This is a genomic window from Anaerocolumna xylanovorans DSM 12503, from assembly GCF_900143645.1.
Classification (GTDB): Bacteria; Bacillota; Clostridia; order Lachnospirales; family Lachnospiraceae; genus Anaerocolumna; species Anaerocolumna xylanovorans.
Genome location: NZ_FRFD01000007.1, coordinates 130376 through 143427, shown reverse-complemented (window position 1 = coordinate 143427; position 13052 = coordinate 130376). Strand labels below are relative to the sequence as shown.

General features: G+C 40.6%; 13 protein-coding genes. 11 read left to right on the top strand and 2 right to left on the bottom strand.

The window, feature by feature from the left end; translation table 11 throughout:
• The 6 genes from miaB to BUF11_RS12675 form a co-directional block, all read left to right on the top strand.
• Positions 1-1383 (top strand): tRNA (N6-isopentenyl adenosine(37)-C2)-methylthiotransferase MiaB (gene miaB / locus BUF11_RS12700; RefSeq protein WP_139243413.1); only part of this gene is annotated, 1383 nt, incomplete at its 5' end.
• A 202-nt stretch (positions 1384-1585) separates the two neighbouring features.
• Positions 1586-3151, top strand: coding sequence for a ribonuclease Y (gene rny, locus BUF11_RS12695; RefSeq protein ID WP_242952372.1), 1566 nt, complete (start codon positions 1586-1588; stop codon positions 3149-3151).
• 232 nt (positions 3152-3383) lie between these two features.
• A complete protein-coding gene (gene proC, locus BUF11_RS12690; RefSeq protein ID WP_073589235.1) occupies positions 3384-4184 on the top strand; it encodes a pyrroline-5-carboxylate reductase in 801 nt (266 codons plus the stop codon).
• A gap of 20 nt (positions 4185-4204) precedes the next feature.
• The gene (locus BUF11_RS12685) at positions 4205-4741 is read left to right on the top strand and encodes an NUDIX hydrolase (protein ID WP_073589234.1); all 537 of its coding nucleotides are present in this window, start codon (positions 4205-4207) and stop codon (positions 4739-4741) included.
• 54 nt (positions 4742-4795) lie between these two features.
• Entirely contained in the window at positions 4796-5401 is a 606-nt protein-coding gene (locus BUF11_RS12680; protein WP_139243405.1) for a stage II sporulation protein M, read from the top strand.
• Between the two features lie 85 nt (positions 5402-5486).
• Positions 5487-6371 carry a tyrosine recombinase gene (locus BUF11_RS12675; RefSeq protein WP_073589232.1) on the top strand — a complete coding sequence of 295 codons (885 nt, stop codon included), beginning with the start codon at positions 5487-5489 and terminating at the stop codon, positions 6369-6371.
• 106 nt (positions 6372-6477) lie between these two features.
• On the opposite strand, the gene BUF11_RS12670 is transcribed toward BUF11_RS12675, so the two are convergent.
• Positions 6478-7506 (bottom strand): 3-deoxy-7-phosphoheptulonate synthase, encoded by a 1029-nt coding sequence (locus BUF11_RS12670; RefSeq protein ID WP_073589231.1) that lies wholly within the window; start codon positions 7504-7506, stop codon positions 6478-6480.
• A 263-nt stretch (positions 7507-7769) separates the two neighbouring features.
• On the opposite strand from BUF11_RS12670, the gene BUF11_RS12665 reads away from it, so the two are divergent.
• Positions 7770-8327, top strand: coding sequence for a hypothetical protein (locus tag BUF11_RS12665; RefSeq protein ID WP_073589230.1), 558 nt, complete (start codon positions 7770-7772; stop codon positions 8325-8327).
• A 94-nt stretch (positions 8328-8421) separates the two neighbouring features.
• On the top strand, positions 8422-8769 hold the full coding sequence (locus tag BUF11_RS12660; RefSeq protein WP_242952371.1) for a YmaF family protein: 348 nt from the start codon (positions 8422-8424) through the stop codon (positions 8767-8769).
• A gap of 52 nt (positions 8770-8821) precedes the next feature.
• Here BUF11_RS12660 and BUF11_RS12655 read toward each other — a convergent pair whose 3' ends face one another.
• A complete protein-coding gene (locus BUF11_RS12655; protein ID WP_073589229.1) occupies positions 8822-10753 on the bottom strand; it encodes a BglG family transcription antiterminator in 1932 nt (643 codons plus the stop codon).
• Positions 10754-11006: 253 nt separating this feature from the next.
• On the opposite strand from BUF11_RS12655, the gene BUF11_RS12650 reads away from it, so the two are divergent.
• The 3 genes from BUF11_RS12650 to BUF11_RS12640 are packed head-to-tail and all read left to right on the top strand — an operon-like array spanning position 11007 to position 13052.
• Positions 11007-11315 (top strand): PTS sugar transporter subunit IIB, encoded by a 309-nt coding sequence (locus tag BUF11_RS12650; protein ID WP_073589228.1) that lies wholly within the window; start codon positions 11007-11009, stop codon positions 11313-11315.
• Between the two features lie 36 nt (positions 11316-11351).
• Positions 11352-12650 (top strand): PTS sugar transporter subunit IIC, encoded by a 1299-nt coding sequence (locus BUF11_RS12645; RefSeq protein WP_073589227.1) that lies wholly within the window; start codon positions 11352-11354, stop codon positions 12648-12650.
• A gap of 60 nt (positions 12651-12710) precedes the next feature.
• Positions 12711-13052, top strand: a complete 342-nt coding sequence (locus tag BUF11_RS12640) for a PTS lactose/cellobiose transporter subunit IIA (protein ID WP_073589226.1) — start codon at positions 12711-12713, stop codon at positions 13050-13052.

Genomic DNA, 13052 nt, shown 5'->3' with positions numbered 1-13052 from the left:
CAGTATTATTTTATGGCAAAATGCCGGGTGTACGTGAAGGAACTTGAAAAGAAGCTAGGACGTCGCCCGACCTTTTTTACTCAAACATTCGGGTGCCAGATGAATGCCAAGGACTCTGAAAAGCTTGCGGGAATTCTTGAAAAAATAGGATATGTGCAGGTAGAAGGAGAAGAAGCCGATTTTGTTGTGTACAATACCTGTACGGTAAGGGAAAATGCCAATACCAGGGTTTATGGAAGGCTGGGTTACCTAAATAGCCTGAAAAGAAAGAACCCCAATATGATGATTGCTCTTTGCGGCTGTATGATGCAGGAAAATGCAGTGGTAGAAAAAATCAAGAAAAGTTACCGCTTTGTTGATATGATTTTTGGCACCCATAATATATTTAAGCTGGCGGAACTTATGGATACCCGGTTAAGTTCCAAAACCATGATAATCGACATCTGGAAGGATACCAGCCTGATTGTGGAGGATCTTCCAAGTGAGAGGAAATACCGGTTTAAGGCAGGCGTAAATATTATGTATGGCTGTAATAATTTTTGCAGCTATTGTATTGTGCCCTATGTAAGAGGAAGGGAAAGAAGCAGGAATCCAGAGGACATTGTAAAAGAAGTGGAAGAATTAGTTGCTGACGGTGTGGTTGAGATTATGCTTTTGGGACAGAATGTTAATTCCTATGGGAAAAGCCTTAAGGAGCCCCTTAGCTTTGCTGCGTTGCTCTCAAGGCTGGAGCAGATAGAGGGCCTTAAGAGAATACGCTTTATGACCTCCCATCCCAAGGATTTATCCGATGAGCTGATTGAAGTAATGAGAACTTCGGGAAAGATATGCAGGCATCTTCACCTCCCGGTACAATCCGGCAGTACAAGGATTCTAAAGAAAATGAACCGGAATTATACAAGGGAAGATTACTTAAAGCTGGCAGAAAAAATCAGAACTGCCATGCCGGATATCTCCCTTACCACGGATATTATTATAGGCTTTCCCGGTGAAACGGAGGAGGATTTCTTAGAGACGCTGGAAGTTGTAAAAAAGGTGCGTTATGACAGTGCCTATACATTTCTGTACTCCAAGCGTTCCGGTACTCCGGCTGCCGTAATGGAAGGCCAGGTGGAAGAGGCAGTGGCAAAGGAAAGGTTTGACAGGCTTTTAAAAACCGTGCAGGGGATAGCCGGGGAAATGACCGGCAGGATGGAAGGAATGGAAGAAGAGGTTTTGGTGGAAGAGAAAAATTCCCAGAATCCTTCTTTGTTAACCGGCAGGCTAAGTAACAATAGTCTGGTTCACTTTAAGGGCAGCGAAGACCTTATCGGTAAGCTGGTCAGAGTGAAGCTGTCGGAATGCAGGGGATTTTATTATTTTGGAGAATTGGCAAAAAATTGACAAAACGTTGAAAGTGGTTTAACAGAGGGGCATTACACCTTGTTTGAATCGTGTAAGATTTCACATTTCTTTTGATTATTTTCGGTGAAATATGACATAATGCATAAAAATTTAATGGGGATACTTGACATAGTCATTAAAACAGTATAAAATTTATATGTTGTATATTCGTACAATGAAAATTCAATAAGGAGGTGCTCCAGTGCCGGTTGTAAAAGATGTAGTACAAATAGTTTTTGCTATATTAGCGACCCTGGCCATCGCTGTTCCTCTTGTCTGGAAGCTTGCTGTTTCCTACCACGTCAAAGTTGTTGAGGCTAAGATTGGTTCTGCGGAAGAAAAAGCAAGGGAAATCATAGATGAAGCTTTAAAAACGGCTGAAACTAAGAAAAGAGAAGCCTTACTCGAAGCAAAAGAAGAGTCCTTAAAGACTAAGAATGAGTTAGAGAAGGAAACCAAGGAAAGACGAGCAGAAGTTCAACGATATGAAAAAAGGGTTCTGTCCAAGGAAGAGACCCTAGACAGAAAAATCGAAGCACTTGAGAAGAAAGAATCCAGACTTACTGCGAAAGAAGCTGAACTTGATAAAGTCAAGGTTGAAGCCGAAACGCTTCATGCCCAGCAGCTGCAGGAACTGGAGAAGATTTCAGGACTTACCTCCGAACAAGCGAAAGAATATCTTTTAAAGACAGTTGAAGACGAAGTTAAGCATGAAACTGCAATGTTAGTTAAGGAACTTGAAAGCAAAGCAAAAGAAGAAGCAGACAAAAAAGCAAAGGATTATGTTGTTACCGCAATCCAGAAATGCGCAGCAGATCATGTGGCGGAAACTACCATATCCGTTGTACAACTTCCAAACGACGAGATGAAAGGAAGGATAATAGGAAGGGAAGGAAGAAATATCCGTACCTTAGAAACCCTTACAGGAGTGGATCTTATTATAGATGATACCCCTGAGGCTGTTATTCTATCCGGTTTCGATCCCATCAGAAGAGAAGTGGCAAGAATAGCCCTTGAAAAGTTGATTGTGGACGGAAGAATTCATCCTGCCAGAATCGAAGAGATGGTGGAAAAAGCCCAGAAGGAAGTTGAAGTCATGATTCGTGAAGAAGGTGAAGCGGCAACTTTAGAGGTTGGTGTTCATGGAATTCATCCTGAACTTGTGAGACTTCTCGGTAAGATGAAGTTCCGTACAAGTTATGGGCAAAATGCTTTAAAACATTCGATTGAAGTAGCTCAATTATCCGGTTTACTTGCCGGAGAAATAGGCGTTGATATCAGAATGGCAAAGAGAGCCGGATTACTGCATGATATTGGTAAATCTGTTGACCACGAAATGGAAGGCTCACATATTCAAATCGGTGTTGATTTGTGCAGAAAGTATAAGGAATCTGCAATTGTAATTAATGCAGTGGAATCACATCATGGTGATGTGGAGCCGGAATCATTGATTGCGTGCATTGTACAGGCTGCGGACACCATTTCGGCTGCGAGACCGGGTGCCAGAAGAGAGACATTAGAAACATACACAAACAGGTTGAAACAATTAGAAGATATCTCCAATAGCTTTAAGGGAGTAGATAAGTCATTTGCGATACAAGCAGGCAGGGAAGTTCGGATTATGGTAGTACCGGAGCAGATATCCGATGCGGACATGATTTTACTTGCCCGTGACATATCAAAACAGATTGAGTCTGAACTAGAGTATCCGGGTCAGATCAAGGTGAATGTAATCAGGGAATCAAGGGTTACTGATTACGCTAAATAATGAAGTTCTTTGGATGGTCGAAATTCCTGTAAAAGGAATTTCGCCATCTTTTTTTGAAGCAAAACAATTTAACAAATTAACCCAGTAAAGTCAAGGCTCATTCCGGTATGCCTCATAGTCAGCCCTGCCGGTTATCAGATTTATATTGCAATATATGGATAAATATACTACAATTACTAGGAAAATTTATGGATATAGGAAACAGATTAACGTATTCAGAAAAGAGGTTAAGATGAATAAGATAGGTTTTATCGGAGCCGGCAATATGGGATTGCCTATGATAATAGGGGCAGCCAGGGTATTTGGAACAGAGCCGATACTCTTTACCAATAAAAGGGAAGAAAGAAAGGAATATGTCCATCAGAAGACCGGGGTTGCCTATACAGAAGACAATAAATCCCTGGCAGAGGCCTGCAAATATATCGTTCTTGCAGTAAAGCCTCAATTTTTTGGAGATGTTTATAAGGATATCAAAGAGAGTTTAAATAGTGACCATATTATCATATCGATTGCAGCGGGAATTACTATAGATTCTATTAAACAGGCTCTTGGAGAGAGTATCAGGGTTGTGAGAGCTATGCCGAACACGCCGGCTCTTGTAGGAGAAGGAATGTCAGCATTGTGCTTTTCGAAGGATGAATATAGTACCGTAGAAAAGGAATTGATTAACCTGTTCTTTCAATCCTTTGGAAAATTTGAGATATTTGATGAGAATCTGATGAATTCCGTAGTATGTGCCAGCGGAAGCTCGCCGGCTTATGTCTATATGTTTATTGAAGCCCTGGCAGACAGTGCCGTTAAATACGGAATTCCCAGGGATAAGGCTTATAAGCTGACTGCACAGGCTGTGCTTGGAGCAGCTAAGATGGTTCTGGAAACAGGAGAGCATCCGGGTAAGCTAAAAGATCAGGTATGTTCTCCGGGCGGGACTACCATTGCCGCTGTGGAAGCTCTGGAGGAATACGGCTTTCGTAATGCGGTTATGAAGGCGACAGATGCCTGCTATGAAAAGTCCGTTTCCCTGAATAAATAAATCTAAGAAAGGCAAATTTTATGGAAAAAAAGGAATATAAACGTTTAAAGAGAACGCCGATACACAAAGGGCATATCATAGATTTTTATGCGGATACCATGGAGCTGCCCAATGGTAAGACAGCTGAATGGGATTTCATCGGACACAAGGGAGCTGCAGCTATCGTGCCTGTGACGGATGATGGAAAGGTTATCATGGTAAGACAATACCGTAATGCCGTTGAAAAATACACCCTCGAGATTCCGGCAGGAGGATTAAACAGCGGAGAAGATATGAAAACATGTGCAGCCAGGGAGTTGGAGGAAGAAACAGGATACCGTGCAGAGAAGGTTGAACACTTGATTGACCTTTATACCACCGTAGCTTTCTGCAATGAAAAAATCGGTATCTATTACACAGAACATCTGATACCTTCAGAGCAGCATCTGGACGAAGATGAATTTGTGGCAATTGAGAGTTATACCGTCCAGGAATTGGTTGACTTTATTTTTACAGGTCAGATTGAAGATGCAAAAACCATTGCAGCGATTTTAGCTTATAAGGAAAAAAAGAGATAAAATAAAAAGAGGTATCATATGCTTATCATATAGACAAAAGCGTTGGGTGCCGGTATGAACTATTTAAAGCAACAATTACGCAAATTAGGAGAGATAAAGGCAGGGTTATTGCTGGTGGCTTTTGGGGCGGTATTAGGGATACTGTTTGCCAGGATTTTTAAGGATTTTTATTGGGGAAATATTAATATTTTAAACTCCGATTATCTGTACCAGATAAAAACAACCCCCATAGAGCATTCTGTATTATTAAAATATGTATACTGGGATATCTATAAGAACTTTATTCTGTTCTGGTTGGTTTGTATAACCTCCTTTGGCCTGCCCTTTATTGGGCTGTGCCTTACCTATATCGGATTTCAGGGAAGCCTTTTCGTTACAGTAATTCTGATGAGATACAAACTAAAAGGAATACTTCTTATCATCGGATATACTTTTCCGCAGTATCTCATCTATATACCGGTAATCTTTATCAGTCTCCGTTTAGCCTTTTGGCTGAATAAAAGTTTAAGGTATGAGAGCCTGGGGAAAAAGGGCAAGAGGGAAAAAATCCTGAGATATTTGGCTCTTGCAATTCTTTTGGGAATAGTACTTGCGGTAGGAGGACTCTTAGAAACATACATTGGTTCCTTTATTTTAAGAAAATTATTGTATTTTTTCTAGGCAGGATGCTAATTTTGATTTGCAATTCGCCGATTATGCATTATAATTATATTGAATAATCATAGAAGCAAAGGAGAAGTGCTGTATGAAGGCTGTCCTGCAGGAATTTATTACATATATGAAAGAAATAAAAAAAGCAAGTGCCAACACCTGCCTGTCCTATCGGAATGATTTAACAAAATTGGTGAATTACATGTATAGGCAGAATATAACCGAAGCGGATAAGTTAAGTGAGACCAGCTTAAATTCCTATGTACTTACATTGGAAAAGGAAGGCATGGCTCCTTCCACTGTTTCAAGGAATATAGCCTCTATAAAAGCTTTTGTTTTGTATTTGATCAAGAACGGAAAGCTAAGCTGTGATCCTACCGAGAGGATGAAATCACCGAAGGTAGAAAAGAAACCTCATTCATCCCTTTCACCGGAAGAGGTAAATGGCCTTTTGGAGCAGCCAAAACCCGATACGGTCAAGGGCATGAGAGACAAGGCAATGCTGGAGCTTTTGTATGCCACAGGGATTCGGGTTACTGAATTGATCTCTATAAAGTTGGATGACCTTAATCTTAAGAATAGATTCTTACGCTGTTACAGCAGCAAGAAGGAAAGACTGATACCTTTTGGAAATATGGCAAAGCATGCTTTGGAGAATTATTTCAGCCTTGGCAGACCCACTTTGGTAGGTGATGTCAAAACAGACTTTCTCTTTACCAACCTTTCAGGAGAACAAATGAGCAGACAGGGCTTTTGGAAGATTATCAAAGGATATGGAAGAAATGCGGGCATCACAAGAGAAATTACACCGCAGATTCTAAGAAATTCATTTGCCGCACATATGATAGCAAATGGAGCAGATTTAAGAAGCATCCAGGAATTTTTGGGACATGCAGATATTACCACCACACAGTATTATGTACAGGGAACGGACAAGAAGCTTACGAAAGTATATGCAGATACCCATCCCAGGGCATAGCCGTAACTGGTATTAAAATACATTTTACTTTTAGGACGAAAAAAGAAGGGATGCCGGCTGTATGCGGTATCCCTTCTTGATTTGGATAAAAAGTTAATAATTATGTTTAGATATGCTCCGCAATGGTATAAATGAGCTTTTCCGATTCAGCCCAGCCAAGGCAGGCATCTGTTATGGATTTACCATAAGTATGTTCAGATACTTTTTGATTTCCGGGTTCAATGTAGCTTTCGATCATAACACCCTTTACCAGTCTTGCAATTTCGGGATTAACAGACCGGCTGTGAAGGATTTCCTTTACGATACGGGGCTGCTCATAATAAAACTTGTTGGAGTTGGCGTGGTTGGCATCTATGATAGCCGCAGGATAAGATAGCTCTCTTTCGTTATACATATCCAGAAGACGGATTAAATCTTCATAGTGATAATTGGGAATAGCCTGTCCATGCTTGTTGACTGCCCCTCTTAAGATGCAGTGAGCCAGAGGATTTCCGGTGGTCTTTACTTCGCAGGCACGGTATAAAAAGGTATGGGAAGCCTGGGCGGCAACACAGGAATTCAGCATGACCGAGAAATCACCGCTGGTCGGGTTCTTCATGCCTGCCGGACAGTCGATACCGCTTATGGTAAGGCGGTGCTGCTGATTCTCAACGGAACGGGCACCTACGGCAACGTAGGAGAGGATATCCTCCACATAGGGCCAGTTCTCGGGATAGAGCATTTCATCCGCAGCGGTAAGGCCGGTTTCCTTAATTGCCCGTAAGTGAATCTTTCTCATGGCGATAAGGCCTTCCTGTAAATCCGGCTTCTTTTCGGGGTCCGGCTGATGGGCAATTCCCTTATAGCCTTCTCCGGTGGTACGTGGTTTGTTAGTGTAAATGCGTGGGATCAGGATTAATTTATCTTTTACCTTATCCTGAACCTTGGCAAGTCTGTTAATGTAATCGCAGACAGAATCCTCATTGTCAGCGGAGCAGGGACCTATAATAACCAGGAATTTATTGGATTTCTCCATAAAAACATCCTTAATCTCATTATCTCTTTTTTCTTTTGCCAGACTTTCTTTTTCTGTCAGAGAATAACTACTTCGTAGTTCGGCAGGAGATATAACTTCTTTTCGGTAATCGAAACTCATAACAATACTCCTTTGCTTTCTATAATACATACATCTTTTGTTTAAATGCATTGTAGCTGTTTTTTAAAATGAAGTCAACAAGTTTTATAATTATGCAATCAAGCTTTTCCATAGGTTCAAGTTGAAGAATAGTGATTAAAAGAATATAATGAATATGAGAGCTTTTGAATGAAAAGCCAAAAACTGTGAAATATGTATATGATATTGTAACAAGGGATGGTCGCGCTTATTTTCATAAACCGTCCGAGGGAAGGAGAACTCAAATGGAAGACAGAACATTGCCCGCAGCCGGACAACTATTTATAGACAAAGAGAAGAATCTGGTTCAGTTTATTGCAATTGCTATTTATAAGAGAATGGAAGGCGAAATAGCCGTGTACCAGGCATTATCGGGGGATTACAAAGTATATGCAATGCCTTTTGCCGACTTTATAAAAGAAATGGTTCCTTATACACCGTCAAAAGAAAAAGTATCCTCCATGGAAATCGGCCATCTGACAGAGGAAGCAAGCGGTTCCTTTCAAAGACCTGAACAGGAAGAAGCAGCAAAAATTGCAAAAGCAGATTATAAAAGCAGCAATAGGACGGAAGCCTCAGAAACAATAGATCCTGTGCTTCTGGCTTTCCTGGAGGCTGACACCTATGAAGAAAAGCTTAATGTATTAACGGGAAGCCGCAAAAATTTAAATGACAGGATATTAAACCATATGGCCATATCCGTTGATTGCATTATCTCGGATGGGGATATGGAGGATAAAATCAGCAGCTTGGTTTATTGCTTAAAGACTCATGCCAGATTTGAGAATAAGAGGTTCCGTTAGGGCAGGAAAGAACCCTTTCTGATAAGCGGCATATGATACTTCTAGGCATGATTAAAAATGCAAATAGGATGGTGTCTTTAAGGAGTTGAGCAGCTTGAGCTATATAAAAATAGAAATGAAAAAGAGCAATCCCCAGTACAAAAATCATGTACATGAAGTGCAGGGTTATTTAAAGATGGCAAAAGATAATCATTATCACCGCTTTTCTTTTGTGACCGGTGAAGCTGTTTTTACGGGAGCCGGTGATCACTGTCATGAGATCGTTTTCCGAACGGACAATGCTGATGGTCATTATCATGAATTTAAAGGCAGGACTTGTGGTGCCATACCCGCAGGAGACAGGCATGTCCATTATCTGGAGGGACATACAACGGAGGAAAATGGACATTCCCATGGCTTTCGTTTGGTTACACTTATGGAAAATCCCACAGATATTATATAAATTTTGAAAGAGAATGCCGGTTTACGCATCAGCTGAACCGGCATTCTTAAATTTAATACGATATTTTTTCTACCTGAGTTGTAAGCTTTTGAAAGAAATCATCATAATCTGCCGAGGAAGCCAGCTCTTTTACGTTCTGCATCTCCGAGAGAACATCCACCAGAAAATCAAATACTTCCGTAAATGCTTTACGGGAATCCTGGTTTACTCCAATAAGAGCAATAATATAAACCTGCTTTGCGCCCCACTCCATAGGGGTATCACAAATGGCAAAGGAGATAAAGCTTTTCATAACATCTTCCCTTAAGGAATGAGGAACTGCAACACCGTTAAAACCTGTGTCTGAAAGACTTTCTCTTTGTAATACATTCTCTGTGAGGCTTTCTTTGGCAAGGCCAAGAGAAATGGCATTCTGGGTCATTTTTGTAATGGCATCATTTTTATTCTTGAAATCCGGATTCTTATAAAAAAGTTTGGAATCAATAAAATCCGAAAAATAAGTCTTCAAGGCCAGATATTGGTTCCTTTTTAATATGCTCTCTACATTCATTCGGATATTTTCAATGTTATCATTGGTAAGAATGGGGTTAATCACCGTATAGCGGCCGGAAAATTCCATCTCTACCGTTGATATAATTAAGTCTGCCAGACATTTCTCCTGTAAGTATTGGCTAAGGGATACAATGTGCTTAATATAGAGCGAATCTGAAAAAATTCTGGAAATCTTCTCTATGGTTTTTTTATAATTCCCATAATAATCCGTGTAAATAAAGGTGCAGGATACTTTGTTCATATTCTGCAGATTGTTTTCAAAATAACCGCCTATATGAAGAGCAATAAAGGCAATTTCATCTTCTGTCAGGTGGATACCATAATCATTTTCAAATTCCTGTGCCACATAAACAGCTATGTCATAAATGAGGGGATAGGTCCCTTTCATTTTAGCGGTCAACGGATTTCGGGCAGAATAATCGCTTTTAATACGGTTGAACAGATTGCTGACATGAATGATAAATCTGGTTTTAAAGTCATCATCAAAGGGGTCAAGATAGTAAGTGCGTTCTACTTTATCCAGTACATTTTCCGCAATATCAATATACTTTTGCTCCACAGACTGTTTGATATTATCGATATTTACATTACTGTGGTCAACAACCGTAGTATTATGGGACACCGTTAAGAACAACTGGTAAAGCTCTGCATCCGTCATTTCAATATCATAGGTACTGCATAAATATTCTGCCAGCTGTTTAGTAGCGGTAAACTGCTCCGTATCCTGATACAGCTGGATATCCGGTTCCGGCTGTTCCAGATTTGCACCGTTTCTTAGGCGGTCTATCATTACAATTACATGAAGGGCTATGTTATTCAAGGTATAATCGTTGGAGAATAAATCATTGTCCTGAACGAGTATTCTCCAGATGTTCTTTCTAAAATCCCAGAAATGATAATGAAAGGTCAGCAGCTGGATTTCGTCATTGAGGGCAAAGTCATAGCTGTTTGGCAGTATCATATTCCTCATGAGCAGCCGCTTTTCCTTCTCGCCGCCCAGTACAAAAAGCATGTCTTTATTGCGCTTTAAGGCAAGCCCAAAGCCTTCTAAGGTTTTTCTTACGCTTTTTAAATCGTTCTCAATGGTCGCAACGCTGACAAAAAGTTCATCAGAAAAGTCAAAGATATCATACCCGTCTTTTAAGGCAATTAGCTTTTGTATCATATAATTTTGCCGCATTTGGGGGGTATCTGCTTTCTGCCTGTCGACCTTTTCTTTGTAAGGAAAGTATTTTTCGCCATCCAGCCGGTAACCTTCGGAACCTGACTCAATCAAAGAAAAGTCACTGCATTTTTCATTGATGGCAACGATATATTTTCTGATCTGTCTGGTGGATACTTCAAACATATCAGCTAATTTCTGCGCTTTAATCCATTTGCCGCTTTCCTTTACCATATAGTGAAGCAGACTGCTTTGACGGTTCTCTCCCATGATTCTTTCTCCCTAGAAAATGAATTATTAATATATGTATCTTATACTAGATTTGATGAGAAAACAATAATAAATCATACATATTGTCACCTGTTGTCGCATAAAACAAACAGTTCCTGTGAAAAATAACTTGAATTCCACCTGATAGGAACCAGGTTTATTTGAAAGTGCACAAAATAGTCCTTATAATTAAGTCATAAAGCAACAGGGAAAACAAATTTTTCACACGCACAGGAAAGGGCATGGTATTTATATGAAAAAGGTATTATTAGTATGCGGTACGGGGGCATCCAGCGGATTCATGGCAAAAAATATCCGCAAGGCTGCAAAAGAGAAGGGGAAGGAAGTTGATGTAAAGGCCAGAAGTGATTCGGAATTAGATGAGTATATTGAGGAAATTGACTTACTGCTGGTTGGTCCTCATCTGAAATATATGCTGGATGATTTAAAGAAAGAAGCAAAGCCATACAATGTTCCGGTAGAAATTATCCCTGAAGACGCCTATGGAACCCTTGACGGTGAGGCCGTGCTGCAACAGATAGAAAGCCTCATAGAGCTGTAACACCGCCCGCCCAATGAAGAAAGGAAAATGACGCCTATGAAAAAATTTATGGATTGGATGACAGAAAAATTCGCTCCGAAAATGAATAAACTCGCTAAAAATCCCTGGATATCATCCATCCAGGAAGCGATTCTTGCAGCAATGCCATTAATCTTAATCGGTTCTTTTGTTACCATGCTTAATATTATCGGAGATTATGTTTCCTGGTTTCCTGATTTAAGCCTTATTAGCAGCTTTTCCTTTGGATTGCTGGCTTTGTGCCTGGCCTATCAGATTCCTTTTATTCTGATGGAAAAGAAGAAAAACCGTAAGACAGCCAAGCAGGCCGGAATGGCAGGAATTGCCCTGTTCCTTTTATTGATTTATCCCCTGGCAAGTGATATAGCAGGTTACGCGGCAGAAGACGGTTCCTTTAGCGGTACGGAGGGACTTGCCATATTTATGGAACGCATGGGTACACAGGGTATGCTGGCAGCCATTCTTGGAGGCTTGCTGGTAGGCTGCATTATGAATCTGTTTGCAAAACATACCTTCTTTAAAGAAGATTCCGCCATGCCGGATTTCATCATTGTATGGTTTGATACCTTAATTCCCATGCTGGTCATTATCCTTGTCGGCTGGATTTTTACCTTCAAGCTGGGAATCAGTATGTTTACAATTATTAATGATATATTTGCTCCTTTTATTGCGGTAGGACAGTCCTTCTGGGGCTTTGTACTTTTCAACTTCCTTGCATTCGCTTTCCTGTACAGTTTTGGTATCTCTACCTGGGTGCTTTATCCGGTTATGGCAGCGATTGTATTCCCGGCAATCGGAGCAAATGCAGCGGCAGCTTCCGGAGCACATCTTTTTATCCATACCTCCGAGACCACCAATATGTTCCTGATTGGCGGCGGCGGCACAACCTTGGCACTAAATATCCTGATGTTAACAGCAAAATCAAAACGGTTGAAAGTAGTAGGCCGTTCCTGTATCGTCCCGTCTCTTTTCAATATTAATGAACCGGTAGTATTCGGTGCACCCATAGCCTTTAATCCTGTATTGATGATACCTATGTGGATCATGGGATTGCTTGGTCCTATTATTACCTACCTTACCATGTCCTCCGGATTGGTGCCGATACCTAAAAATGTATTCAATTTCTGGTACCTTCCGAGCCCCATAACAGGGTATATGGTAACACAGTCCATTGCCGGTACTATTCTCGTCCTTGTAATCTTTGCGGTTTCCTGCTTAGTATACTATCCTTTCTTAAAGGTGTATGACCGTCAGGAATATGCAAATGAACAGAAGAAATTAAAAGAAGACGAAGCAAATAAGGCAGCAAGAGCATAGGCACTATTTAGAATTCAGGGATATCAAATCAAAGACTTGATATTCACGAAAGGGGTTAAGATGAGCAAAGTATCAAGCGAAGAACTCAATCAATCTGCAATGCAGATTATTATGCTGGCAGGCGACTGCAGAAATCTGCTGACAGAAGCGGTGAAATCTTCTATGGAAGACGCTCCCAGAGAGGGAGTGGATAAGAAGCTGAACCAGGCTAAAGAAAAGATAGTAGAAGCCCACCGCATCCAGACCAGGATGATACAATATACCATTGAAGATGAAGAACTGCAGACGACGCTGCTATTCTCCCATGCACAGGATACACTTATGACCATTTATTCAGAGCTTAATATGACTGGTTATATTATTGATATGTACCGAAAGCTTTCCGACAAAATCAACCAGTAA

Excerpts from the sequence above, each read along its gene's own strand:
- BUF11_RS12655 (WP_073589229.1), bottom strand. The coding sequence starts at position 10,753 with ATGGGAGAGAACCGTCAAAGCAGTCTGCTTCACTATATGGTAAAGGAA.
- BUF11_RS12640 (WP_073589226.1), top strand. The coding sequence starts at position 12,711 with ATGAGCAAAGTATCAAGCGAAGAACTCAATCAATCTGCAATGCAGATT.
- BUF11_RS12670 (WP_073589231.1), bottom strand. The coding sequence starts at position 7,506 with ATGAGTTTCGATTACCGAAAAGAAGTTATATCTCCTGCCGAACTACGA.
- BUF11_RS12665 (WP_073589230.1), top strand. The coding sequence starts at position 7,770 with ATGGAAGACAGAACATTGCCCGCAGCCGGACAACTATTTATAGACAAA.
- BUF11_RS12650 (WP_073589228.1), top strand. The coding sequence starts at position 11,007 with ATGAAAAAGGTATTATTAGTATGCGGTACGGGGGCATCCAGCGGATTC.
- proC (WP_073589235.1), top strand. The coding sequence starts at position 3,384 with ATGAATAAGATAGGTTTTATCGGAGCCGGCAATATGGGATTGCCTATG.
- BUF11_RS12675 (WP_073589232.1), top strand. The coding sequence starts at position 5,487 with ATGAAGGCTGTCCTGCAGGAATTTATTACATATATGAAAGAAATAAAA.
- BUF11_RS12680 (WP_139243405.1), top strand. The coding sequence starts at position 4,796 with ATGAACTATTTAAAGCAACAATTACGCAAATTAGGAGAGATAAAGGCA.
- BUF11_RS12685 (WP_073589234.1), top strand. The coding sequence starts at position 4,205 with ATGGAAAAAAAGGAATATAAACGTTTAAAGAGAACGCCGATACACAAA.
- BUF11_RS12645 (WP_073589227.1), top strand. The coding sequence starts at position 11,352 with ATGAAAAAATTTATGGATTGGATGACAGAAAAATTCGCTCCGAAAATG.